The following is a 23,571-nucleotide window of genomic DNA, read 5'->3' as shown; positions in this document are numbered from 1 at the left end:
GTCGTCGCCTCAGCTCTCGCCGCGCGTGCCCTCGCCCTCGCTCCGGCCGTCCCCGGCGTTGCTCCTGCCGTCCGAGGTACCGCTCTTGCCGTCCTCGTTGCCGTTCTTGCCGCCGAAGCGGCCGAACAGCTTGCCGCCCAGGTCGCCCGCGAGGTCGCCGGCGCCACCCGCTATGTCGCCGACCAGCTTCATCAGCGGATCCTTGCTCTGCTTCACCGAGTCGGCGTAGTGGTTCGCCGACTCGCGGATGGAGTCGGTCACCGAGGTGTCCTTGTCCTCCGTGCGCTTCGGGTAGTGCCCGTCCATGATCCGCTGGTAGTCGCGGGTCTCCGCCCACTTCTTCAGCTCCGCGGCCCGGACCGTGGTGAAGGGGTGCGTCCGCGGCAGCACGTTCAGGATCTTCAGGACGGAGTCCCGCAGGTCGCCGCCGGCCTCGTACTCCTCGGCCTGCGCCAGGAACGCGTCCACGTTCATCTCGTGCAGGTGGTTGCCGCCGGCGATCTTCATCAGACCGCGCATCGAGGCCTGGAGGTCCTGGCCCACGAGCAGCCCGGCCCGGTCGGCGGAGAGCTCCGACTTGCGGAACCACTCCCGCAGCGCGGTGACGATCGCCATGATCGCCATGTTCCCCAGCGGGATCCACGCGATCTTCACCGCCAGCGTGGTCAGGAAGAGCAGGATCGTGCGGTACACGGCGTGGCCGGAGAGGGCGTGGCCCACCTCGTGGCCCACGACGGCCCGCATCTCCTCCTCGTCGAGCAGCTCCACCAGGCCGGTGGTGACCACGATGATCGGCTCGTCGAGACCGATGCACATCGCGTTGGGCTTCGGGTCCTGCGCCACGTACATCGGCGGGACCTTCTCCAGGTCCAGGATGTAACAGGCATCCCGCAGCATGTCGTTGAGGTGCGTGAACTGGGCGTCGCTCACCCGCACGGAGTCGGAGAGGAAGAGCAGCCGCAGGCTGCGCTCCGGCAGCAGCCCGCTGAGGGTCTTGAAGACCGTGTCGAAGCCGCTGAGCTTGCGGAGCGCGACCAGGGCCGAGCGGTCCGCGGGATGTTCGTACGCGCGCGAGGAGATGTCCGGGAAGCGCTTGCGCTGCCTGCTCGGGACGTTCTCCCGGGCGTTGTCGGTGCCGTCGGTCATGGATCCCCCTGATTCCTTACGAGTTCTCGCTCGTCCCCCTGACAGACCCCAGCGTAGGTCCTGGCCCGCAAGTCCGTCGGAGCCTGTGGACAACCTCGGCGCTGTGGAAAACCGGGGTGCCGGGTGCCGCCGTGGTGACGACGACTACGACAACGACTGAGTCGGCGTGAGCGTGCCCGGACCGCCCGCATACGATGTGCGCGAAGTCTCGCTCCCATCCCCGATCGATTGGTCCTGCCGAAGATGAGCCTGCACAGCACCGCACTCAACCTGGTCAGCCTCGCCGAGGGCGCCGAACACGGCGGCAACCACGACAGCCTGAACCCGTACGTCACCGGCGGCGGCGCCCTGCTCGTGCTGCTCCTGCTGCTGTGGGTCACCACCCGCTTCAACCGCGACCGCTGATCCGGTAGACCGCCCCGAGGGGTCGCGCCGACGTGCCAGTAGGCTCTGCACGCATGGGAGAGCAGGAAGTGCCTACTGGCCGCGGCAAGCGCCGCCTCGGCGTGATGGGCGGGACGTTCGACCCGATCCACCACGGACACCTGGTGGCCGCCAGCGAGGTGGCCGCCCTGTTCCACCTCGACGAGGTGGTGTTCGTGCCGACGGGGAAGCCGTGGCAGAAGAGCCACAAGGTGGTGTCGGCCCCCGAGGACCGCTATCTGATGACGGTCATCGCGACGGCGTCGAACCCGCAGTTCTCGGTCAGCCGCATCGACATCGACCGCGGCGGGCCGACGTACACCATCGACACCCTGCGGGATCTGCGCTCGCTCAACACCGACGCGGACCTGTTCTTCATCACCGGCGCGGACGCACTCTCCCAGATCCTCACCTGGCGGGACGCGGAGGAGCTGTTCGGGCTCGCCCACTTCATCGGCGTCACCCGTCCGGGCCACGACCTGACCGACGACGGCCTGCCGAAGGGCGGTGTCTCGCTGGTCGAGGTGCCGGCCCTCGCGATCTCGTCCACGGACTGCAGGGCGAGGGTCGCGCAGGGGGATCCGGTCTGGTATTTGGTGCCGGACGGTGTGGTGCGCTACATCGACAAGCGCCAGTTGTACCGCGGCGAGTGAGCCTCGGAGAGGGGCACCGGTGAACGATCAGCAGAGTCCGTACGACCCGTACTACCCGCAGCAGCCGCAGATCATCGGCTACGACGCGTACGGGCAGCCGGTGTACCAGCAGCCGCAGCAGTCGCAGCAGCAGAGCCAGGGGTACGACTACGACCCGTACGCCCAGCAGCCTCAGCAGTCCCAGCAGACGCAGGGCTACGGCTACGACCCCTACGCCCAGCAGCCGTACGACCCGTACGCCGACGGCCGGGCCCCGAGCCCGCAGCAGCGTCCGCAGCCGCAGGCCCCGCAGCAGTACGAGACCTACGGCCAGCCGTACCCGCCGCAGCAGCCCCAGCAGCCTCCTCAGCAGCCGCAGCAGCCCCCTCAGCCCCAGCGGCCCCCGCGGCCGCCCCAGGCCCCGGTCGCGGCGCCCGCCGGGGTCCCCGGCCAGCGCCGGCCCGGCCCCGGGGCCCCCGGCGGCGACGACCGCGACTACCGCACCGAGCAGTTCTCGTTCATCGACGAACCGGACGAGGACTCCGAGGACGTCATCGACTGGCTCAAGTTCACCGAGAGCCGCTCGGAGCGCCGCGAGGAGGCCCGCCGCCGCGGCAAGCGCCGCCTCGTCGCGCTGGTCGTCGTCCTCGCCCTGGTCGCCGTCGGCGGCGTCGGCTACCTGTGGTCGGCCGGCATGATCCCCGGTTTCGGTGACTCCGCCGAGCAGCAGCAGAACACCGCCACCGGACCGCAGAAGCGGGACGTGATCGTCGTCCACCTGCACAACACCAAGAAGGGCGGCACCTCCACCGCCCTGCTCGTCGACAACGTCACCACCAAGCAGGGCACCACCGTGCTGCTGCCCAACGAGCTCTCCGTCGCCGACGACGAGGGCTCGGCGACCACCCTCGGCAAGTCCGTCGAGGACGACGGCTCCACCGGCACCCGCGACGCCCTGGGCAACCTGCTCGGCACCAAGATCACCGGCACCTGGCGGCTGGACACCCCGTACCTGGAGAACCTGGTCGAACTGGTCGGCAACGTCGACCTGACCACCGACGCCGACGTGCCCGCCGAGAAGAAGGGCGAGGCGCCGCTGGTCAAGCGCGGCGAGAACCAGACCCTGAACGGCCGCGCGGCCGTCGCCTACGCCACGTTCCGCGGACCCGGCGAGGCCGAGGCCAAGCAGCTCCAGCGCTTCGGCCAGGTCATGCAGGGTGTGCTCCGCAAGATCTCGTCCGATCCGAAGAGCGCCACGATCACCGTCCAGACGCTCGCCCAGATCCTCGACCCCTCCCTTCCCGAGAAGGACCTCGGCGCCTCGCTCGCCAAGCTCGCCGAGCGGGCCAAGGGCGGCGACTACAAGACGGCGCTGCTGCCGGTCGGCCAGGACGGCACCCTGAAGGAGTCCGCGAACGGCGGCGTCGTCAAGGACGTGCTGGGCGGCAAGGTCAGCCCGCCGGAGCAGGGCGCCGCGGTCCGTGTCGCCATCCGGAACGGCAGCGGCAACGCCGACGCCACCGAGACGGCCCGGATCGTGCTGATCAACGGCGGCTACGCGTTCGTCGGCGGCGCCAAGGCCGACCGCGAGGCGAAGTCCCAGGTCGTCTACCGGGACGACCTGCAGAAGGCCGCCGCCGGAGAGGTGGCCAAGACCCTCGGCCTGCCGGCCGGTGCGGTCAAGAAGGGCCCCCCCGCCGGGAACGCCGACGTCATGGTCGTCCTGGGCAGGGACTACGAGGCCGAGAACGGGTCCTGAGCCCGGACGAAGACCGTACGGAGCCGCCACGGAGGCTCACCGCCTGGCCCGCCCGGCGCGGTGGGGCCGGTCCGCTCGGACCGGTCCCACCGCACCGTCGTGTAATCGCTTGCCGGGCGGTCCGCCGTCCGTGAGACCCTGGATGTGTTCCCGACCACCGACGAAAGCCTGCTTGTGACCGCCACGGACCGCTCCATCGAGCTCGTCAGCGCCGCCGCCCAGGCGGCGGCCGACCGCCTCGCGCACGACATCATCGCGTACGACGTCAGCGACGTGCTGTCGATCACCGACGCCTTCCTGCTCGCCTCCGCGCCCAACGACCGCCAGGTCAAGTCGATCGTCGACGAGATCGAGGAGCGCCTCCTCAAGGACCTGGGCGCGAAGCCGGTGCGCCGCGAGGGCGACCGCGACGCCCGCTGGATCCTGCTGGACTACGTCGACATCGTCGTCCACGTCCAGCACAGCGAGGAGCGGGTCTTCTACGCCCTCGAGCGGCTGTGGAAGGACTGCCCCGAGCTGCCGCTGCCCGAGGACGCCCTGAAGACCCGCGGCAAGATGGCCGAGCACGCCGCGCTGACCGGTGCCGACGAGACGGACGGTGAGCTGAGCTGAGCACCGCCAAGAGCGGCGCCGGCCGCCGGATCGTCCTCTGGCGCCACGGTCAGACCGCGTGGAACCTGGAGCGCCGCTTCCAGGGCAGCACGGACATCGAGCTGACCGAGACCGGTCTGGCCCAGGCGCGCCGCGCCGCCCGGCTGCTCGCCGCGCTGAAGCCGGACGCCATCGTCGCCTCCGACCTGAAGCGTGCGGCCGCCACGGCCGCCGAGCTGGCCGCCCTCACCGGGCACACCGTCGCCCACGACTCCGCGCTCCGCGAGACGTACGCGGGGGAGTGGCAGGGTCTCACGCACGACGAGATCACCGCCCGGTTCGGCGAGCAGTACGCCGCCTGGAAGCGCGGCGAGCCCGTGCGCCGCGGCGGCGGCGAGCTGGAGACCGAGGTCGCCGACCGCGCCGCCCCGGTGGTGCGGGAGCACGCCGAGAAGCTGCCCGAGGACGGCACGCTCGTCGTGGTCAGCCACGGCGGCACGATCCGGACGACGATCGGCCGGTTCCTCGGTCTGGAGCCCCGCCACTGGGAGAGCCTGGGCGGGCTCTCCAACTGCTGCTGGTCCGTCCTCGGCGAGGGCGCCCGCGGCTGGCGTCTGCTCGAGCACAACGCCGGCACCCTGCCGGAGCCGGTGCTCGGCGACGACGACTGACCCGGATTTCACTTTCCGGCAGGTCGCAGGCTAAAGTTCTTCTTGTTCGCAGCGCGGAGCGCGAAGAACACGAGGGGCTATAGCTCAGTTGGTAGAGCGCCTGCATGGCATGCAGGAGGTCAGGAGTTCAATTCTCCTTAGCTCCACAGTCACCGGATCCCGTCCCCGCAAGGGGGCGGGATCCTGCGTTTCCGGCCCGGTCGTCCGCTTCCGGTCCCGTCGTCGCCTGCCCCGTCAGTCCGTGCAGAGCACGTCCATCCCGCGGCGGCTCTCCTCGTCGTTCGGGGTGTAGGCCACGATCCGGCACTCCGGCATCCCGTTGATGCTCAGCGAGACGGACGTCATGCGCAGCTCGCCCACGGCCTCGTGGCGGAAGGTCTTCACCCGCGCCCCCGGCGGCACCACGTCCCCGCTCGCCCACAGCGCGGCGAACTCCGGGCTCGCCGCCGACAGCCGCCGTACGAACGACTCCCAGGCCGGCTCGCCCACGTGCCGCCCGTACGTGCCGCGCAGCTGGGCCACCATCAGCGGCAGCTCCTGCTCCCGGTGCGCCACCGGGCAGGACGACTCGGGCACCGTGAAGAGCGTCCACAGGACGTTGCGTATGCCGGTCAGCACGTGGTCCGGGCCCATGAAGAGCCTTCGGTAGGCCTCGTTGGTCGCCAGGACGTCGTACCGCCCGTTGTAGACCACCGCCGGATGCGGGTGCAGCGCGTCGAGGACGCCCTGGATCTCCGGGCTCACCGCCTGGGTGCCGTCCTCCGCCGCGGGCGCGTACGCCACCTCGGCCAGGTGGTAGAGGTGCTCGCGCTCCGGAGGGTCCAGCCGCAGGGTGCGCGCCACCGCGTCGAGCACCTGCGGCGAGGCGTTGATCGGTCTGCCCTGCTCCAGCCACGTGTACCAGGTCACGCCCACCCCGGAGAGCTGTGCGACCTCCTCGCGCCGCAGCCCCGGCGTACGCCTGCGCAGGCCCGGCGGGATGCCGGCGTCCTGCGGTGTCACCCGGGCCCGGCGGCTGCGCAGAAAGCTCGCGAGCTCCGGCCGCCGTCGCTGTGTCGGTACCGCCATCGTGGTCACGCCCCCCATGGTCGAGTTGCCGTGCCGCCGTTGCCAGGTGCTGTCACTACCAGTATCGGCGGGCTCTCGTTACCCGTATCCGCTCGCCGTCACGCTGACCGGCATGACGACGACCCTCCACCCACGTCCCACGACAAGTAAAGCCGGAGCCACTGACAGCCGCCCCCGACTGCTGCTCGCCGTCGTGCTCGCTGCCCAGTTCATGGCGCTGCTCGACGTGTTCATCGTCAACGTCGCCGCGCCCACGATCCGCGCCGAACTCGCCTCCTCCGGGGCGGGACTCCAGCTGATCGTCGCCGGCTACACCATCGCGTACGCGGTCCTCCTGATCACCGGCGCCCGGCTCGGCGAGCTGATCGGGCACCGCCGGATGTACCTGGGCGGTCTGGCGCTGTTCACCCTCGCCTCGCTGGCCTGCGGACTGGCCGCGCAGACCGGCCAGTTGATCGCCTTCCGGGTGGTCCAGGGCGCCGGCGCGGCCCTGATGATCCCTCAGGTGCTGAGCCTGATCCAGCGGAACTTCACCGGACCGGGCCGGGTGCGGGCCCTCAGCGCGTACTCCGCGGTGCTCGCCACCGGCGCGGCCGCCGGCCAGGTGCTCGGCGGAGTCCTCGTCAGCGCCGACCTGTTCGGCACGGGCTGGCGGCCGGTCTTCCTGGTGAACGTCCCCCTCGGCCTCGTACTGCTGGCGCTCGGCTCCCGGGTGCTGCCCCGCGACGAGCCCGCCGCCCCCGGCCGCCGCCGCACGCTCGACCTGCCCGGCCTGGTCCTGCTCGCCGCCTCCGTCTCGCTGCTGACCGTGCCGCTGGTCCTCGGCCAGGAGCAGGACTGGCCGCTGTGGTCCTGGCTGTCCCTGGCGGGCTCCGTGGCCGTCTTCGCGGTGTTCTTCGGGCACGAGTCCCGGCTCGCCCGCCGGGGCGGCGCGCCGCTGGTCGCGCCGCGGGTGCTGGGCCACCCCGGGATGGGCCGCGCGGTCCTGCGCATCGCGGTGGCGATGGCCGTCAACGCGGGGTTCCTGTTCACCCTGACCCTGCACATCCAGGGCGGGCTCGGGCACAGCGCGCTGCGCGCCGGGCTCACCTTCGCGCCGACCGCCGTGATCTTCGGTGTGGTCGGACTCACCTGGCGGCGCTGGCCGGACCGGCTGCAGCCGCTGCTGATCCCGTCCGGCTTCGCCCTGGCCGCGCTCGGCATGCTGTCCATGGGCTGGGCGCTGAAGGACGGATCCGACGGCGGCGCGGTGCTGTACGCGGCCTTCGCCGCCGTGGGCGCGGGCCTGGCGCTGGCCTTCAGTCCCGCGCTGACCGGCGCGCTCGCCACCGTACGGCCCGAGGACGCGGCCGACGCCAGCGGACTGCTGGCCACCGTGACGCAGCTGGGTCAGCTCGTCGGGGTCGCCGCCTTCGGGACACTGTTCCTGAACCGGCTGGAGGCTCCGGGGGCGCATGCCTCAGCCGATGCGCTCTGGGTGTGCGCCCTTGCGCTCTGCCTCGCGTCGATCTTGGGCGGATCGGCCGGTCTGGTGCGCCGAGCCCGCTGACCCCCTTGCGTGGCCATGGCAGAATCGGACCGCCGGAGGGGGAAGACGGTCCGGGGCGGGAGGGAATGTGCGATGGCCGCGAGCAGTTCCGAGCAGACTGATGATCTGCTCGCCGCCGCGGAGCCTCGTGCAGACCGTCCCGACAGTACGGACCGACCTGCTCCCCTCCACTGTCCGTCGTGCGGCTCGTCCCACGTCGCACAGGTTCTCGGAGACAACGGCGGAGTGTCCTACGTGTGCACGGCCTGCGGCCACAGCTGGAGCTGAGTGATGGGTGCCCACAGGCGGAAGTGCGACTGGTGCGGCAGCGGCACGCCCATTGTCCGGGACATGGATCCCGTCAACCCCGAGTACCAGTACTGGTGCGAGGAGTGCGCGCGGGCGCTGATCATAAAAGGCGACCCCATCGAGACCTACCGGGAACTCGAGGGGGAGCCGATCTACGGGCGGCTCCTCGACGAGCACTGCACGCTCAAGAGGTTCTACTCGTTCGCCACCGCGTGAGCGCGTAGCCCGCGAGCAGCCCCAGGGCCACCAGGGGGTACACCCCCGACAGCAGCATCTGGCCGGGGTTCTGGTCCAGTTCGGGCCGGCCCGGGTCGTGCGGCACCCACCAGAGCGCGAACGAGGCGAACGCCAGCGCCACCGCTACCACCGGCCGCACCGTGCGCGCCCGGTCGGCCAGCAGCACCAGGAGCGTCACGCACCACACCCAGTGGTGCGACCAGGAGATCGGGCTGATCATCAGCGCCGTCAGCGCGCAGACGACCACGGCCAGGGCCTTGTCGCCGCGCAGCGCCGCCCGCACCGCGAGCGTCATCGCGACCGCGCCCAGGACGGCGGCACTCACGGCCCACCACATGCCCGGGTCGTCGGTGTGCAGCAGCCGGGCCAGCACCCCGCGCAGCGACTGGTTCGCGGTCTCCTCCGCGAAGCCCACCCGGCCGGTCTCGAACAGCGTCCCGGTCCAGAAGCGCTTCGAGTCGTACGGCAGGATCATCGCGCTGACCAGCGTCGTTCCCAGGAACACGCCCGTGGCCGTCAGCGCCTGGCGCAGCCAGTGGTTCCAGCCCGCCTGCCGCAGCCGGAGCAGGCCGACGACGAAGAGCAGCACCGCGAACAGCCCGGGTGTGAGTTTGACCGCCGCGGCCAGACCGATGCCCAGGCCGGCCCACCGGTTGTCCTCGCGCCGGGTCAGGTCCCAGAGCACCGCGACCGCTATCAGCAGGTTGATCTGCCCGTACCGCATCGTCGTCCACACCGGCTCGCACCACACCAGCACGGCCGCCGCCCAGAAGGTCGCCTTCCACTGCGCGGTCCGCGGCCGGTCCGGCGTCACCAGGCGCAGCGAAAGATGGACCAGCGCCACGACGAGCAGCAGGTTCCCCGCCGTGGCCAGGGTCCGCATCAGGGGGACGTCGACCAGGGTGAGCGGGGTGAACAGCAGACCTGCGAACGGGGGGTACGTCATCGCCAGGTTCGCCGACGTGGCGCGCATCGCGTACAGATCGCCACCGGCCCGCACGGTCTCGCCCTCGGCCCGGTAGACCATCAGGTCGAGCATCGTCACGTTCGCGGTGCGCTGCGCCACCCAGAAGGCGACGAACGAGAACAGGCAGGCCGTCGCGGCGGTGGCCAGGGGCCACTGGCGGACGCGGGTTGCGGCGATCACGGACACGGTCACATCGGGCGACCCTACCCGCCGCCCTCCGGCCGCCCTCAGGGCCGCCGGACAATGGATTTGGTGATCCCAGGGGGAGCCGGTTAATGTTCTGTCTGTCGCCGCGAGGGAGACCGCAAGGGAAACCGAGATGGAGACGCAAAACAGCAAGGGGCTATAGCTCAGTTGGTAGAGCGCCTGCATGGCATGCAGGAGGTCAGGAGTTCAATTCTCCTTAGCTCCACAGAAGAAGAAGCGGGCCACCCGGATCGGGTGGCCCGCTTCTGTCAACCCCGGCCGCTGCCCAGTGCCTTGCGGTTCACCGCCGGAAGTGCCGGCATCGCCGGCCGCTCCTGAGGAGCCTGCTCCACCCGCAGCGCCAGCGCCGGGCAACGGCGTACGGCACGCTGCGCACGGCCCCGCAGATGCATCGGCACCGAGGCGTCGGCGAGCGCCGGGAAACCGTCCGGGCCCAGCCGGATCAGCTCCGGCACGATGTCCGCGCACAGCCCGTGGCCCTGGCACAGCGTCCAGTCGACCGCCAGCCGCTCGCCGCTCGGGATCGACTCCTCGGCGTCCTGGTAGCCCGGCGAGGGCAGCGGGAGCACGCCGGTCGTGGGCCGGCCGCAGCCGCCGTCCAGGACGTGCGCGGCCAGATCGTCGGTGAACGCCGACAGCGTCGAGGCGAAGAACCGGGCCGAGCCGTCGGGGTGCTTGCACGCGCCGCGGCCCTTCACGGCCTGGGTCACCTCGCGCAGCGCCTCCAGGGCGGCCGGACCGCCGCCGTTCAGCACGTCCGACAGTCCGCCGGCCGCGGCCGGCAGCCCGAGCCGGCAGGGGCCGCACTGCCCGGCCGTCTCCGCGGCCAGCCAGTTCGCCACCCGCAGCGCCTCGCCCAGCGGGCAGGTCTCCGGACCGATCGGCAGGATCGCGCCCGCGCCCAGGGAGCCGCCGACCGCCGCCATGGACTCACGCGACACCACGGCGTTGTGCACGGCCATGGAGTCGATCCAGTTGCCGTGGTAGCCACCGGTGAGCACGCCCTGCGGCATCGGCGGGGCTCCGGCGAGCTGGAGCACGTAGCGCAGCGGGACGCCGCTGGGGACCTCGACCACCATCGGACGGGCGACGGCCCCGGAGAGCGTCAGCATGACCGTCCCCGGCTCGCTCTCGAGGCCGGTGTTGCCGTAGCGGCGGGCGCCTATCCGGGCGGCCACGGCGAGCTGCGCGTACGTCTCCGCGTTGGACAGCAGCGTCGGCGCGCCGCCGACGCCGGACTCCGCTGCCCGCTCACGGCGCCCCGGCGGCAGGGCCGGGCCGCCGCCCGCCGCGCGGATCACGGCCGACGCCTCGCCGGACACCATCCGCTCCGGGGTGCGCACCACGCGGGCGCGCAGCGACTGGCCGCGCCGGTCGGACAGACCGCGCTCGGCGAGGGCGGCGCGGATCGAGATCTCTGTGGAGTTGCGGGTCACGGCCACGATCAGGGTGCGTGCGCCGAGCGCCTCGGCAGCGAGCAGGGCGCCGTCCAGGATCAGGTGCGGCGCCCGGTTGAGCATGACGGTGTCCTTGCGGCAGGCGGGCTCGCCCTCGCTGCCGTTGATCACCACGACGGGCCGCACACCGCGCCGGATGGCCGACTTCGCCACCGAGCGGAGCTTGCGGCCGAAGGGGAAGCCCGCGCCGCCGCGGCCGCGCAGGGATATGTCGTCCGCGAGCTGGGCGAGCCGCTCGCCGTTCATCGGTTCCAGCGGGCCGTGCACCTTCAGGTGCATGGCCAGGTCGAGCCGTTCCACCAGGTCGAAGCCCTGGGTGAGCTGGGGCAGGCCGACGACGCGGACCTCGGGGACGTCGGGGAGCGGGGCGTTCACGGGCGGTCTCCTGCGGGTGTGGTCCAGGGCTCGCCGGGCGCGGGGCCGCCGAGCGGGCCGGTCACGGTCTCTGCGGGGTTCGCGTAGGCCGGCGGCGGGGGTGAGGGGGCGGGCCAGTAGCCGGGCCTGGGGGCGGGGTCCGTGACGACCGGCAGCTCCTCGGTCATCGGCACCCGCTCGGCGAGCGGGATCTCGGACACCGCGCGGTACGCGGCGGAGAAGCCCCCTACGGGGGACGGGGACGGGGTCGCGGCCGGTGCCGGTGCGGGCGCGGCGGGCGACGGGGCGGCGGGTGAGGGGGCGGTCAGCCGGGGGCGGGTCCGGACGGTCGTGGTGTCGAGCGGCGGCGGCGGGGTGAGCGGGCCCCGGTCGAGGTCGGCGGCGTACGAGGTCGCGTACGCGTCCCTGCCGCCGGCCCCGTACCGCTCCGCGAAGCCCCTCAGGGGGCGGCGGCCGGCCGGCGGGGCGTACGGCTCCGGATCGGGCTCCCGGGGCGCCTCGGGGCGCTCCTCGGCGCGTCCGTCGAGGCGTTCCCCGACTCGGCCGGTCAGCTCCAGGATGCGGTCCGCGATCTGCTGCCGCACGGGGTCGGGCAGCAGCCGCAGGGCCACGACGGCGGCGACGCCGGCGAGGGACATGCAGTACATGACGACCACCCAGGTCGCCGCGGCACGTCCCGCGTACAGGCCGTGGACCAGTGCGAAGCACCAGGCCGGGTACGCCAGCATGTGCAGCGGCCGCCAGCGGGAGGCGACCGCGCCGCGCCCGGCCAGGGCACTGCGCAGCGCCCCGGTCGAGGCCGCGACGACCATCAGCAGGCCGGCGAGCGAGCCGAAGCCGATCAGGCCCGCGGTGCCGGTGAAGCCGAGCCCGAAGGGGATGAACGCGCCGATCGCCGCCACATGGTCCAGGGAGACCTTCACCGTGCCGTGCAGCAGCAGGAAGCAGAGGGAGGCGACGGCGGTGGTGCGGTGGACGGCCTGGGCGATGAGTCGCTGACGGGTGGTGAGGAGCAGTCTGTCGGTGGCTATCAGGCCCCAGGCCACGGACGCGGTGAGCGACAAGAGGGAGAACACACCGGCGCCGAAGTCGAGGAAGGCACGGAATCCGTCGCTGCCGCCGATGGCGAGCAGCGGAAGGATCACCAGCGCCGCGACCGAAAGTCCGCCCTGAACTTGCCGGCGCGTACCGGCATTCAGTGCGGGCGATGAACGGATCTTGCGATGAGGGTTCATGGGGGCGACTCCGAATGGTGCGGACAAGCGGTCCCGTTGCCGCATGCTAAGTCTCGGCATACTGGTGGGTACGAGCTTTGCGCGTTTACATCTCGCGCCCACGCAAACTGACTCTGGGGTTGCCCTGGATAGGGGCGATACGCGGAGTAACCCGGGCGGCCCGGACGCCCGGCCGTCAGCCTCCGTTGCTGCGCGTCGCCCTTCCGTGCCCATGGCGCGGAACATCGGTGCGGCCCGATCGGGCCCTGCGGTACCCTGACGCCATGCGTGCCGACCGCCTTCTGCTTATCGAGCCGCGCTGATCAGTGCCGACGGAAGAGTGATCCGTCGGAATCGGCGCGGCGTCCCCTCCTGTGCGAGGGGCTTTTTCATTTCGCGGCAGTGCAGTTTCGCGGGCAGTGGGCAGAGACGATCGATGGAGCTTCAGGGATCATGAGCGAGATGAATTCGGCTGCCGAGACGGCGGCCCCGCATCGTTACACGGCGGCGACGGCCGCCGACATCGAGGCACGCTGGCAGGACTTCTGGGACGCCGAGGGCACCTACGAGGCGCCCAACCCGACGGGCGACCTGGCCGGGGACGCGGCGGTCGTCGCCCGCCCCAAGAAGTTCATCATGGACATGTTCCCGTACCCCTCCGGTGCGGGCCTGCACGTCGGTCACCCGCTGGGCTACATCGCCACCGACGTCTTCGCACGGCACCAGCGCATGACCGGGCACAACGTGCTGCACACCCTGGGCTTCGACGCCTTCGGCCTGCCGGCGGAGCAGTACGCCGTGCAGACGGGCACGCACCCCCGCGTGTCCACCGAGGCCAACATGGAGAACATGAAGGCGCAGCTGCGCCGCCTGGGCCTGGGCCACGACAAGCGCCGGTCGTTCGCCACGATCGACCCGGGCTACTACAAGTGGACCCAGTGGATCTTCCTGCAGATCTTCAACGCCTGGTACGACGACCAGGCGAAGAAGGCCCGCCCGATCGCCGAGCTGGTCGAGCAGTTCGAGAGCGGCGCCCGTGAGGTCCCCGGCGGCCGGGACTGGGCGACCCTGAACGAGACCGAGCGCGCCGACGTCCTGGGCGAGTACCGCCTGGCGTACACCTCCGACGCCCCGGTCAACTGGTGCCCCGGCCTGGGCACCGTGCTGGCCAACGAGGAGGTCACCGCCGAGGGCCGCTCCGAGCGCGGCAACTACCCCGTCTTCAAGGCGAAGCTGCGCCAGTGGAACATGCGCATCACCGCCTACGCGGACCGCCTGCTGGAGGACCTGGACGCGCTGGACTGGCCCGAGGCCATCAAGCTGCAGCAGCGCAACTGGATCGGCCGCTCCGAGGGCGCCCGCGTCGACTTCGCCGTCGGCGACGACGCCATCACCGTCTTCACCACCCGCCAGGACACCCTGTTCGGCGCGACCTACATGGTGCTGGCCCCCGAGCACGACCTGGTCGAGAAGATCGTCCCGGCCGCCTGGCCCGAGGGCACCCACGAGGTGTGGACCGGTGGGCACGCCACCCCGGCCGAGGCCGTCGCCGCCTACCGCAAGCAGGCCGCCTCCAAGTCCGACGTCGAGCGCCAGGCCGAGGCCAAGGAGAAGACCGGCGTCTTCACCGGCGCGTACGCGACCAACCCGGTCAGCGGCGAGCAGGTCCCGGTCTTCATCGCCGACTACGTCCTGATGGGCTACGGCACCGGCGCGATCATGGCCGTCCCGGCGCACGACTCCCGTGACTTCGCCTTCGCCCGCGCCTTCGAGCTGCCGATGCGCTGCGTCGTCGAGCCGAGCGACGAGCGCGGCACCGACCCGTCGACCTGGGACGACGCCTTCGCCTCGTACGAGGCGAAGCTGGTCAACTCCGCCAACGACGAGATCTCCCTGGACGGCCTGGGCGTCGTCGACGCCAAGGCGAAGATCACCGCCTGGCTGGCCGACCGCGGCATCGGCGAGGGCACCGTCAACTTCCGCCTGCGCGACTGGCTGTTCAGCCGCCAGCGGTACTGGGGCGAGCCCTTCCCGATCGTCTACGACGAGGACGGCGTCGCCCACGCGCTGCCCGAGTCGATGCTGCCGCTGGAACTGCCCGAGGTCGACGACTACTCGCCGCGCACCTTCGACCCGGAGGACGCCGACAGCCGGCCCGAGCCGCCGCTGTCCCGCAACGCCGACTGGGTCAACGTCACCCTGGACCTGGGCGACGGCCCCAAGAAGTACCGCCGCGAGACCAACACCATGCCCAACTGGGCCGGTTCCTGCTGGTACGAGCTGCGCTACCTGGACCCGCACAACTCCGAGCGCCTGGTCGACCCGGAGATCGAGCAGTACTGGATGGGCCCGCGCGAGGGCATGCCGACCGGCGGCGTCGACCTGTACGTCGGCGGCGCCGAGCACGCCGTGCTGCACCTGCTGTACGCGCGCTTCTGGTCCAAGATGCTGTTCGACCTGGGCCACGTCTCGTCGGCCGAGCCGTTCCACAAGCTGTACAACCAGGGCATGATCCAGGCCTTCGTCTACCGGGACGCGCGCGGCATCGCGGTGCCCGCGACCGAGGTCGAGGAGCGCGACGGCGGCTACTACCACCAGGGCGAGAAGGTCAGCCGCGTCCTGGGCAAGATGGGCAAGTCCCTGAAGAACGCCGTCACGCCGGACGAGATCTGCACCGAGTACGGCGCCGACACCCTGCGTCTGTACGAGATGGCGATGGGCCCGCTGGACGTCTCCCGCCCCTGGGACACCCGCGCGGTGGTCGGCCAGTACCGGCTGCTGCAGCGCCTGTGGCGGAACATCGTCGACGAGGCGACCGGCGAGGTCACCGTCGTCGACACCGAGCCGGACGAGGACACGCTGCGCGCCCTGCACAAGGCGATCGACGGTGTCTCCCAGGACATGGCCGGGATGCGCTTCAACACGGCCATCGCCAAGGTGACCGAGCTGAACAACCACCTGACCAAGGTGGGCGGCCCGGTGTCCCGGCCGGTCGCCGAGAGCCTGGTGCTGCTGGTCGCGCCGCTGGCCCCGCACATCGCCGAGGAGCTGTGGCGCAAGCTGGGCCACAGCGAGTCCGTCGTCCACCAGGACTTCCCGGTGGCCGACCCGGCGTACGTCGTGGACGAGACCGTGACCTGCGTCGTCCAGATCAAGGGCAAGGTCAAGGCCCGCCTGGAGGTCTCGCCGTCGATCACCGACGCCGAGCTGGAGACGCTGGCGCTGGCCGAGCCCGCGGTCGTCGCGGCGCTGGGCGGCGCGCCGATCCGCAAGGTGATCGTCCGCGCGCCGAAGCTGGTCAACATCGTCGCCGGCTGACGGGGGCGACCCCTAGGGGCAGGTTCGGGGTTCCGATGGAACCACGGGCCTGCCCCCTCCGTTTACCGTGGAAGAACACAGACGACGCTGCCCGAGGAGCGACGCCCATGGAATTCGCGCTGACGATCATGGCGCTGCTGTTCTTCGCCTTCGTGGTGCTGGGGGTGTACGCGGCGGTGAAGGCCGGCCGAGCCGCCGCCCGCGGCATCGACCGCACCATCGACCAGGCCAAACGCACGGTCGAGGACACCACGCTGCGAGCCCGCAGCCTCGGCCAGGGCGGCGTCGCGGGCGAGCTGGCGCAGCTCAGACTCGCGCTGCGCAATTCGATGCGTGCCACGCAGACGGCGCTGGAGTCCGGCGTGGCGGAGGACGCCTCGCTGCACGAGTCCCTCGCCCTGTTCAAGCGGCTCAGCGGACACGCGCGCGAGCTGGACGACGATCTCAAGAGCCTGGAGCGGGAACCGGACCGCAGCGGGGTGGCGGCGCAGCTGCCGGGTCTGCGGGAGCGGACCGAGCAGATCACGAAGTCGGCGGAGTCGCTGCGGTGGGCGGCCCGGGACCGGGCGCGCAAGTTCGCGGACGACGACCTGGCGACGCTGAGCGCCCAGATCGACATGGAGGCCGGGGCGCTGCGGCACTGGTCGGAGGAGCCGGGATCGGAGCCCCAGCCGGAGCGGACGGCCACGAGACCCGCGTCGGCGTCCGCGTCCACGCCCGGGACGGGCGACGGGGCCGCGACCGGTGACAGGGTCGGGACCGGACGGCGGTCGGCCGCGTGGCCGGAGGCCGACGGCGCCTCGCCGGAGGCGGAGCAGGTGTGGCCCGACGGGGACGAGGCGGACGCCGCCCGGACCGCCGGGTCGGCGGACGAGGCGGGGCGGCCGCGCGAGCTCCCGGCCCCCGACCCGCGGCTCACCACCTACCCGTGGGAGAAGTCGGCCCGCCCCGAGACCACCAACTGACAAGCGATGTACGCCCCTTCGTGCCCGCAAGCGGAGCGGGCGGGACGCGCTGACGCGCCGGCCCGTGGACGGGTGCGGCGTCGGATCGAGGGCCGACGCGGCGTCGGATCGGGGGCCGGGCTGCCGCGAGGCGGCCCCGAGAGGTAACCTCCCGCTCATGTCCCGGCATGTCGCGATCGTCACCGATTCCACGGCCTACCTCCCACCCCAGGCGATGGAGCGGCACGGCATCACTGCGGTCCCGCTGACCGTCGTCATCGGCGACGAGGCGCTGGAGGAGGGCACCGAGATCTCGGCCCGCGCCCTCACCCAGGCGCTGCAGAAGCGGAAGCCGGTGACCACCTCGCGGCCGAGCCCCGAGGACTTCGCCGCCGCGTACCGCGCGGCCGCCGGAGCCGGTGCCACCGGGATCGTCTCGCTGCACCTGTCCGCCGAGGTCTCCGGCACGTACGACGCCGCCGTGCTCGCCGCGAAGGACGCCTCCGTGCCGGTGCGCGTCGTCGACACGGGGATGATGGGCATGGCGCTCGGCTTCTGCGCCCTGGCCGCGGCCGAGGCCGCCGAGGCAGGCGGCACGCCCGACGAGGCGGTGGCCGCGGCGGAGAAGCGGGCCACCGGGACGGCCGCGTACTTCTACGTCGACACCCTCGAGTATCTGCGCCGGGGAGGCAGGATCGGGGCCGCGCAGGCGCTGCTCGGCTCGGCGCTCGCGGTGAAGCCGCTGCTCGAACTGGACGGCGGGCGCATCGAGCTGCGGGAGAAGGTGCGCACCGCGTCGAAGGCGATCGCCCGGCTCGAGGAGCTCGCGGTCGAGCGGGCGGGCACGAGCCCTGTCGACATCGCCGTCCATCATCTCGCCGCGCCCGATCGGGCCGCCGCACTGGCCCAGCGGCTCTGCGAACGCGTGCCCGGCGTCGAGGAACTGCACGTCAGCGAGGTGGGCGCGGTCATCGGCGCGCACACCGGGCCGGGGCTGCTCGCGGTGGTCGTCTCGCCGCGCTAGCGGCTCGCCGTCCCCCACAAGGGTGACGAGTTTTTCCACAACTCACCGGTTTTCCACGGAAATCGAGGCTGCTCAGCGACTTCGGCCGTATGTGCCTACCGTCGCTTGCATGGGACTTCGCACGCATTCCTCGACGACGACCGTGCCGACGACAACGACAACGACAACGACGACAACGCCGACCGGGAACGAGTACGAGTACGCGCGTGAGCGCGAGCGCCCGGAAGTGACGCGGGTGCGGGGGGCGGCGACCAGCGGGCCGGGGCGGGCACGCGGGTCGGACGGCCGGGCGCGGCGGGGCGTCCGCGGCTCGCCGCCGGGGCGGGCGGGGCGACGGTTACGACGGCGCCGTGCGGCGGCTGCGGCGGGAGCGGTCGTACGGGGCCGGGGCGACGCGCTGTTCCGCGCGGGCTCCGTGGAGTGGAGCGAGCCGGAGGCCGTGGTGGCTCCGGAACAGGAGCCGGAGGAGGAGCCGGTACGCGACGCGTCGGCCGGGCGTCGGGACGGACGGGTCGGGCCGGCCGGGCGCCGGGTCGGGCTTCGGGAGCGGTTGCGGGAGGCGCTTCGGGAGCGGCTGCCGTTATGGGTGCAGGTGCGCTGCGGTATCGAGCCGCGGGCGCTGGTGGCGCTCACCGTGGTGCTGGTCGTGGCCGCGGGGCTGGCCGGACGGCACTTTCTGACCGGGCGGCCGGAGGAGGTCCGGGTGCCCGAGGTCGTACGGGCCGTCCCGCCGCCGGGGGCGGGCGGGACGGGCGGCACCGGACCGGTCGCGCCCGCCGGGGCCGGCGGGAGCGCGTCGCCGTCGCTGCGGCCCGCGGCCGTGGTGGTCGATGTGAGCGGCAAGGTGCGGCGGCCCGGGATCCTCAGCCTGCCGGCCGGTTCGCGGGTGGCGGACGCCTTGCGGGCGGCGGGCGGGGTGCGGCCGGGGACGGACGTGACGGGGCTGAACCGGGCGCGCGTCCTGATGGACGGGGAGCAGGTCGTGGTCGGGGTGCCCGGTGTGGCCGGCACGGCAGGAGGGGCGGCGGCCGGTCCGCCGGGCGGCGCCGCGCCGGGGGCGCCGGTCAGCCTCAACTCGGCGACGGCGGAGCAGCTGGACACGCTGCCGGGGGTCGGGCCGGTGCTCGCGCAGCACATCGTGAACTACCGCACGGAGCACGGCGGGTTCCGATCCGTGGCCGAACTGCGCGAGGTGAACGGCATCGGCGCACGGCGGTACGCCGAACTCGAACCGCTGGTCCGGCCGTGAACCGGCAGGACGCGGGCGCGGGTGCGGTCACGGACGCGGCTGCGGACTCGCACGCGAACCCGGACGGGCTCCGGGACGACGGCGGGCCGGGGCCGTGGCAGGAAGGGCCGCCGGATCTGCGGCTCGTGGTACCGGCGCTGGCCGCCTGGGCGGCTGCCGCGCTCGCCCTGGGCGCGGCCGGCGTGCACGTCGAGGTCGCCGTCGCCGTCTGTGTGGGGGGAGCCCTGATGCTCCTCGTCCCGCTGGGGGTGCGGGCATGGCGGCGTCGGCCCGTGCGGGGGCTGCGGGCGACGGCCTGCGCCACGGTGCTGCTGTGCGCGGCGGCCGGTGCGGCTTCGGCGGGGCTGCACGCGGCGGATCTGACACGCGGGCCGCTGCCCGGCCTGGCCAGGGAGCACAGGCGGCTGACCGCCGAGGTGACGGTGACCTCCGATCCGCGCCCGAGCCGGCCGGTGGTGCGGGGCGACCGGGCGTCCTCGGCGGCCGTGGTGCTGGCCGGTGAGGCGCGCCTCGTGGAGGCCCGGGGCGACCCCGCGGTCAGGACTCGGACGCTGGTGCTGGTCGTCGTACGGGCCGGGGAAGCGGACCGGGAATGGCTGCGGCTGCTGCCGTCGACCCGGGTGCGCGTGACGGCGCGGGCCGCACCGCCGATGCGGTCCGGCGATCCGTTCGCGGCCGTGCTCCGGGTCGACGGCACGGGGCCGCCGCGCATCACCGGACCGCCCAGCGGGGCGCAGCGGCTGGCGGGGGAGTTGCGCGCGGGGCTGCGGCGGGCGACGGAGGGGCTGGCCCCGGACGCCCGGGCACTGCTGCCCGGGCTGGTGGTGGGGGACACCTCGCGCATCCCGACGGACCTGCGGGACGCGTTCGAGGCCACCGATCTCACCCACCTGCTGGCCGTGAGCGGCAGCAATCTCACCGTGGTGCTGCTGTTGCTCATCGGGCAGCCGGGCCGGGCCGCGCGGGCCGAACGCGGCGGTCTCGCACCGCGGATCGGGCTGTCACTGCGGACGACCGCGCTGGCCGGCGGGGCGCTCACGCTCGCCTTCGTGGTCGTCTGCCGGCCCGATCCGAGCGTGCTGCGGGCGGCGGCCTGCGGACTGGTCACCCTGCTCGCGATCGGCACGGGCAGACGGCGCACGCTGATCCCCGCGCTCGCGGCGGCGGTGCTGGCGCTCGTGCTGTACGACCCCTGGCTGGCCCGCAGTTACGGATTCCTGCTGTCGGTGCTTGCGACCGGGGCGCTGCTCACGGTCGCGCCGGGGTGGAGCGAGGCGCTGCGCCGGCGCGGGGTGCCCGGCCGGCTCGCGGACGCGCTGGGGGCGGCGCTGGCGGCGCAGGCCGTGTGCGCGCCGGTCGTGGCGGTGTTCGCCGCGCGGGTCAGTCTGGTGGCGATCCCGTGCAACCTGCTGGCCGAGGCGGCGGTGGCGCCCGCGACGGTCCTCGGGTTCGCGGCGCTCGCCCTGGCCCCGGTGGCCCTGCCTCTGGCGGAGGGCCTGGCGTGGGTCGCGGGCTGGCCGGCCGGGTGGATCGCCGGGGTGGCGCGGAGCGGAGCGGCGCTGCCGGGTGCGCAGACGGGGTGGCCCGGTGGGTGGGCCGGTGGCCTGGTGCTGGCCGTGGGTTTCGGGCTGGTGGTGCTCGCGGTGCGCCGGCTGCCGTACCGGCGGTGGTGGTCGACCGGCTGCGTCCTGCTGCTCGTCGCCGCGGTGGTGCGTCCGCCGCCGCTGGCGCGGTGGGTCTCCGGATGGCCGCCGCCGGACTGGGAGTTCGTGATGTGCCAGGTGGGCCAGGGGGACGCGACGGTGCTGGCGGCCGGCGGGGACACAGCGGTCGTGGTGGACGCGGGACCCGACCCGGTCCTCGTGGACCGGTGCCTGCGCGAACTCGGGGTGCGCCGGGTGGCGTTGCTGGTGCTCACACACTTCCACGCGGACCATGTGGCCGGCCTGCCCGGGGTGCTGCGAGGCCGGTCGGTCGGGGCGATCCAGGTGACCGGCCTGGAGGAGCCGCCCGGGCAGGCGGCGTTCGTGAGAAGGACCGCGGCCGCCGCGGGTGTGCCGGTGGTGCCGGCGCTGCCCGGGGAACGGCGGCGCGTGGGCGTACTGGAGTGGGAGGTGCTGTGGCCGGCCGGGGGAGCCGGCGGAGTACGCGCGGGGGTGGCGGACGGGCCCAACGACGCCAGCGTGACCCTGCTGGCGCGGACCGGCAGCGGGCTGACGCTGCTGCTGCTCGGGGACCTCGAACCCCCGGCGCAGCAGGGTCTGCTGCGGGCGCGACCGGACCTTGCGCCGGTGGACGTCCTCAAGGTCGCCCACCACGGCTCGGCCCACCAGGACCCGGACCTGATACGCGCCGTCCGCCCGCGGCTCGCACTGGTGTCGGCGGGCGCGGACAACCCGTACGGTCACCCCTCGCCGCGCACGGTCGGTGCGCTGCAGGACGGTGGCGCGCGGGTGCTGCGCACGGACCGGGACGGGGCGATCGCGGTGGCCGGCGGTCTGCGGGTGTGGAGAGCCTCCCCGGAGGAGAATCGCGATGCCTCCGCGCTGCCGGCCGTCCTACGGTGAGGCGCGGAGGCGGAGGAGAGGGGTGTCGGTGGGGACGTCGGTGGACGTGGAGGACGTCATGAACTTCCTCGTCGAGAACAGGGCGCCGAACGTGGTCCCGGGCTATGTGTCCGAGCAGCTGCTCTCGATGGTGTGGATCATCGAGCCGGAGCACACCACGCGGATCTTCGAGGTGGCCGAGGACTGGCTCGGCTCGGACGACCCGTTCCGGGCGGCCGTCGCCGTGGGCCTGGGGCATGAGACCTACCTCCACGACTCCTGGCACGAACTGGCCGAGCAGGCCGAGGTGCTGAAGGAGCGCTTCCCCTCGATGGCGGGCGACGTGGACGTGTGGCTCGAGAGGTCCCGGCGCTCGTACGAGAGACGGGCGACGGGCTCGTACTTCGAGAGCTGAGCCCCCTCCGGGCGGTCGCCCTAGGGGGCCTCCAGCCAGCCCTCGTACTCCGCGGCGAAGCCGTCGAGGGCCGTGGGGTCGAGGCGGGATTCCGGGTCCTCGACGACCACCAGCCACTGGGCGTCCTCGGCGTCGTCCTCGCCGGCCAGGGCGTCACGGACGAGCTGCGGTTCGTCGGCGACGCCGAAGCGGTCCGCCAGCTCCTCGGCGACCTCCTCCGCGGTGTCGCGGTCGGGGAGGACCAGCACGTGTCTCACATCGCTCACGTGCACATTCTCCGGCATCGGAAGGAGTGTCCGTGGCGCGTGGGATGCTGGAGCGCGATGGCAAACCGAAAGACTTCGACCGACGACCTCCTCGCCCCCGTCACGCTCGCCGTGGGCCAGGAGGAACTGCTCCTCGACCGCGCGGTGCGGGAGGTGGTGGCGGCGGCCCGGGTCGCCGACGCGGACACCGACGTACGCGACCTCACCGCCGACCAGCTGCAGCCGGGGACGCTGGCGGAGCTGACCAGCCCCTCGCTCTTCGCCGAGCGCAAGGTGCTGGTCGTGCGGAACGCGCAGGACCTGTCCGCGGACACGGTCAAGGACGTCAAGGGGTACCTCGACGCGCCCCTGGAGGAGATCACTCTGGTGCTCCTCCACGCCGGCGGCGCCAAGGGCAAGGGCCTGCTGGACGCCGCGCGCAAGGCCGGGGCCCGGGAGGTCGCGTGCCCCAAGACCACGAAGCCGGCCGAGCGGCTGACGTTCGTACGGCAGGAGTTCCGGGCGCTCGGCCGGTCCGCGACGCCGGAGGCGTGCCAGACGCTGGTGGACGCGATCGGCAGTGACCTGCGGGAGCTGGCCTCCGCGGTGTCGCAGCTGACGGCGGACGTCGAGGGGACCATCGACGAGGCGGTCGTCGGGCGGTACTACACGGGCCGTGCGGAGGCCTCGTCGTTCACGGTCGCGGACCGGGCCGTGGAGGGGCGGGCCGCGGAGGCCCTGGAGGCGCTGCGCTGGTCGCTGTCGACGGGCGTCGCGCCCGTCCTGATCACGAGCGCCCTGGCGCAGGGGGTGCGGGCCATCGGCAAGCTCTCCTCCGCGCGGGGCGGCCGGCCGGCGGACCTGGCCCGGGAGCTGGGGATGCCGCCGTGGAAGATCGACCGGGTGCGTCAGCAGATGCGCGGCTGGACCCCCGACGGCGTCGCCCTCGCGCTGCGCGCGGTGGCGGAGGCGGACGCGGGAGTGAAGGGCGGCGGGGACGACCCGGAGTACGCCTTGGAGAAGGCGGTCGTGACGATCGCCCGTGCGGCCCGCATGCGGCGCTGAGGGACTACTCGGGGGCGGGCGTGGGCGCGGGCGTGGGCCGGTGGTCGGCTGCGGCGCCCGCGCCCGTACCGCCGTATCCGTCCCCGCACACGCCGAGGCCCCGCCTCCTGCCCTGGGGAAGGGCGGGGAGGCGGGGCCTCGGCGTGGTGCTTCGTTGTGGGTCGCACACGCGTGGCGAACG

The 23,571-nt window shown here is 73.0% G+C and carries 21 protein-coding genes and 2 tRNA genes; 17 read left to right on the top strand and 6 right to left on the bottom strand.

All coding sequences use genetic code 11. The annotated features are described in order from the left end of the window. Positions 1-9: 9 nt before the first annotated feature. Positions 10-1,146, bottom strand: coding sequence for a M48 family metallopeptidase (locus tag ABZO31_RS10570; protein WP_406860874.1), 1,137 nt, complete (start codon positions 1,144-1,146; stop codon positions 10-12). A 243-nt stretch (positions 1,147-1,389) separates the two neighbouring features. Here ABZO31_RS10570 and ABZO31_RS10565 point away from each other — a divergent pair, with 243 nt between their 5' ends. From ABZO31_RS10565 to ABZO31_RS10540, 6 genes are all read left to right on the top strand, one after another. Further along, on the top strand, positions 1,390-1,551 hold the full coding sequence (locus tag ABZO31_RS10565) for a hypothetical protein (protein WP_406860873.1): 162 nt from the start codon (positions 1,390-1,392) through the stop codon (positions 1,549-1,551). 53 nt (positions 1,552-1,604) lie between these two features. Beyond that, positions 1,605-2,222, top strand: a complete 618-nt coding sequence (nadD, locus tag ABZO31_RS10560) for a nicotinate-nucleotide adenylyltransferase (RefSeq protein ID WP_406860872.1) — start codon at positions 1,605-1,607, stop codon at positions 2,220-2,222. 19 nt (positions 2,223-2,241) lie between these two features. Then, positions 2,242-3,960, top strand: a complete 1,719-nt coding sequence (locus ABZO31_RS10555; RefSeq protein WP_406860871.1) for an LCP family protein — start codon at positions 2,242-2,244, stop codon at positions 3,958-3,960. 174 nt (positions 3,961-4,134) lie between these two features. Then, on the top strand, positions 4,135-4,572 hold the full coding sequence (rsfS, locus tag ABZO31_RS10550) for a ribosome silencing factor (RefSeq protein ID WP_406860870.1): 438 nt from the start codon (positions 4,135-4,137) through the stop codon (positions 4,570-4,572). Further along, the gene (locus ABZO31_RS10545; RefSeq protein ID WP_406865311.1) at positions 4,569-5,222 is read left to right on the top strand and encodes a histidine phosphatase family protein; all 654 of its coding nucleotides are present in this window, start codon (positions 4,569-4,571) and stop codon (positions 5,220-5,222) included. Before rsfS ends, ABZO31_RS10545 begins: the two co-directional genes overlap by 4 nt. 73 nt (positions 5,223-5,295) lie before the next feature. Continuing rightward, positions 5,296-5,368, top strand: a tRNA-Ala gene (locus ABZO31_RS10540). Between the two features lie 88 nt (positions 5,369-5,456). Here ABZO31_RS10540 and ABZO31_RS10535 read toward each other — a convergent pair. Beyond that, complete coding sequence (locus ABZO31_RS10535; protein WP_406860869.1) at positions 5,457-6,308, bottom strand: helix-turn-helix transcriptional regulator; 852 nt, start codon at positions 6,306-6,308, stop codon at positions 5,457-5,459. 175 nt (positions 6,309-6,483) lie between these two features. Here ABZO31_RS10535 and ABZO31_RS10530 point away from each other — a divergent pair, with 175 nt between their 5' ends. The 3 genes from ABZO31_RS10530 (at position 6,484) to ABZO31_RS10520 (ending at position 8,343) form a co-directional block, all read left to right on the top strand. Then, the gene (locus ABZO31_RS10530; RefSeq protein WP_406865310.1) at positions 6,484-7,839 is read left to right on the top strand and encodes an MFS transporter; all 1,356 of its coding nucleotides are present in this window, start codon (positions 6,484-6,486) and stop codon (positions 7,837-7,839) included. A gap of 72 nt (positions 7,840-7,911) precedes the next feature. Next, positions 7,912-8,106, top strand: a complete 195-nt coding sequence (locus ABZO31_RS10525) for a hypothetical protein (RefSeq protein WP_406860868.1) — start codon at positions 7,912-7,914, stop codon at positions 8,104-8,106. Positions 8,107-8,109: 3 nt separating this feature from the next. Beyond that, complete coding sequence (locus ABZO31_RS10520) at positions 8,110-8,343, top strand: hypothetical protein (protein ID WP_026277450.1); 234 nt, start codon at positions 8,110-8,112, stop codon at positions 8,341-8,343. Here ABZO31_RS10520 and ABZO31_RS10515 read toward each other — a convergent pair. Beyond that, on the bottom strand, positions 8,312-9,523 hold the full coding sequence (locus ABZO31_RS10515; RefSeq protein ID WP_406860867.1) for a glycosyltransferase 87 family protein: 1,212 nt from the start codon (positions 9,521-9,523) through the stop codon (positions 8,312-8,314). The genes ABZO31_RS10520 and ABZO31_RS10515 overlap by 32 nt on opposite strands. Positions 9,524-9,670: 147 nt before the next feature. On the opposite strand from ABZO31_RS10515, the gene ABZO31_RS10510 reads away from it, so the two are divergent. Next, positions 9,671-9,743, top strand: a tRNA-Ala gene (locus tag ABZO31_RS10510). 43 nt (positions 9,744-9,786) lie between these two features. Here the strand turns inward: ABZO31_RS10510 and ABZO31_RS10505 are convergent. Together ABZO31_RS10505 and ABZO31_RS10500 are read right to left on the bottom strand one after the other, a co-directional pair. Beyond that, on the bottom strand, positions 9,787-11,370 hold the full coding sequence (locus ABZO31_RS10505; RefSeq protein ID WP_406860866.1) for an NADH-ubiquinone oxidoreductase-F iron-sulfur binding region domain-containing protein: 1,584 nt from the start codon (positions 11,368-11,370) through the stop codon (positions 9,787-9,789). Further along, positions 11,367-12,605, bottom strand: coding sequence for a hypothetical protein (locus ABZO31_RS10500; protein WP_406860865.1), 1,239 nt, complete (start codon positions 12,603-12,605; stop codon positions 11,367-11,369). The genes ABZO31_RS10505 and ABZO31_RS10500 overlap by 4 nt, the downstream gene beginning before the upstream one ends. A gap of 432 nt (positions 12,606-13,037) precedes the next feature. Here ABZO31_RS10500 and leuS point away from each other — a divergent pair, with 432 nt between their 5' ends. From leuS to ABZO31_RS10470, 6 genes are all read left to right on the top strand, one after another. Further along, entirely contained in the window at positions 13,038-15,902 is a 2,865-nt protein-coding gene (gene leuS / locus ABZO31_RS10495) for a leucine--tRNA ligase (protein ID WP_406860864.1), read from the top strand. Positions 15,903-16,009: 107 nt separating this feature from the next. After that, positions 16,010-16,867 (top strand): hypothetical protein, encoded by an 858-nt coding sequence (locus ABZO31_RS10490; protein ID WP_406860863.1) that lies wholly within the window; start codon positions 16,010-16,012, stop codon positions 16,865-16,867. Between the two features lie 157 nt (positions 16,868-17,024). Then, positions 17,025-17,870: a DegV family protein gene (locus tag ABZO31_RS10485; protein ID WP_406860862.1), complete on the top strand. Its 846-nt coding sequence runs from the start codon at positions 17,025-17,027 to the stop codon at positions 17,868-17,870. 109 nt (positions 17,871-17,979) lie between these two features. Beyond that, entirely contained in the window at positions 17,980-19,119 is a 1,140-nt protein-coding gene (locus ABZO31_RS10480) for a helix-hairpin-helix domain-containing protein (RefSeq protein WP_406860861.1), read from the top strand. Continuing rightward, entirely contained in the window at positions 19,116-21,686 is a 2,571-nt protein-coding gene (locus ABZO31_RS10475; protein ID WP_406860860.1) for a ComEC/Rec2 family competence protein, read from the top strand. The genes ABZO31_RS10480 and ABZO31_RS10475 overlap by 4 nt, the downstream gene beginning before the upstream one ends. A 28-nt stretch (positions 21,687-21,714) precedes the next feature. Continuing rightward, positions 21,715-22,080, top strand: coding sequence for a hypothetical protein (locus tag ABZO31_RS10470; protein WP_406860859.1), 366 nt, complete (start codon positions 21,715-21,717; stop codon positions 22,078-22,080). 20 nt (positions 22,081-22,100) lie between these two features. On the opposite strand, the gene ABZO31_RS10465 is transcribed toward ABZO31_RS10470, so the two are convergent. Continuing rightward, positions 22,101-22,346, bottom strand: coding sequence for a hypothetical protein (locus ABZO31_RS10465; protein ID WP_406860858.1), 246 nt, complete (start codon positions 22,344-22,346; stop codon positions 22,101-22,103). A gap of 57 nt (positions 22,347-22,403) precedes the next feature. On the opposite strand from ABZO31_RS10465, the gene holA reads away from it, so the two are divergent. Next, positions 22,404-23,390 carry a DNA polymerase III subunit delta gene (holA, locus tag ABZO31_RS10460; RefSeq protein WP_406860857.1) on the top strand — a complete coding sequence of 329 codons (987 nt, stop codon included), beginning with the start codon at positions 22,404-22,406 and terminating at the stop codon, positions 23,388-23,390. Positions 23,391-23,571 lie beyond the last annotated feature (181 nt).

This window comes from Streptomyces solicamelliae (assembly GCF_045348655.1).
Taxonomy (GTDB): domain Bacteria; phylum Actinomycetota; class Actinomycetes; order Streptomycetales; family Streptomycetaceae; genus Streptomyces; species Streptomyces solicamelliae.
This window is presented reverse-complemented; position numbering and strand designations above follow the sequence as displayed.

Coding starts and splice junctions, on each gene's coding strand:
- ABZO31_RS10525 (WP_406860868.1), top strand. CDS start 7,912: ATGGCCGCGAGCAGTTCCGAGCAGACTGATGATCTGCTCGCCGCCGCG.
- ABZO31_RS10480 (WP_406860861.1), top strand. CDS start 17,980: ATGGGACTTCGCACGCATTCCTCGACGACGACCGTGCCGACGACAACG.
- holA (WP_406860857.1), top strand. CDS start 22,404: ATGGCAAACCGAAAGACTTCGACCGACGACCTCCTCGCCCCCGTCACG.
- nadD (WP_406860872.1), top strand. CDS start 1,605: ATGGGAGAGCAGGAAGTGCCTACTGGCCGCGGCAAGCGCCGCCTCGGC.
- ABZO31_RS10520 (WP_026277450.1), top strand. CDS start 8,110: ATGGGTGCCCACAGGCGGAAGTGCGACTGGTGCGGCAGCGGCACGCCC.
- ABZO31_RS10500 (WP_406860865.1), bottom strand. CDS start 12,605: ATGAACCCTCATCGCAAGATCCGTTCATCGCCCGCACTGAATGCCGGT.
- leuS (WP_406860864.1), top strand. CDS start 13,038: ATGAGCGAGATGAATTCGGCTGCCGAGACGGCGGCCCCGCATCGTTAC.
- ABZO31_RS10490 (WP_406860863.1), top strand. CDS start 16,010: ATGGAATTCGCGCTGACGATCATGGCGCTGCTGTTCTTCGCCTTCGTG.
- ABZO31_RS10570 (WP_406860874.1), bottom strand. CDS start 1,146: ATGACCGACGGCACCGACAACGCCCGGGAGAACGTCCCGAGCAGGCAG.
- ABZO31_RS10485 (WP_406860862.1), top strand. CDS start 17,025: ATGTCCCGGCATGTCGCGATCGTCACCGATTCCACGGCCTACCTCCCA.
- ABZO31_RS10565 (WP_406860873.1), top strand. CDS start 1,390: ATGAGCCTGCACAGCACCGCACTCAACCTGGTCAGCCTCGCCGAGGGC.
- ABZO31_RS10535 (WP_406860869.1), bottom strand. CDS start 6,308: ATGGGGGGCGTGACCACGATGGCGGTACCGACACAGCGACGGCGGCCG.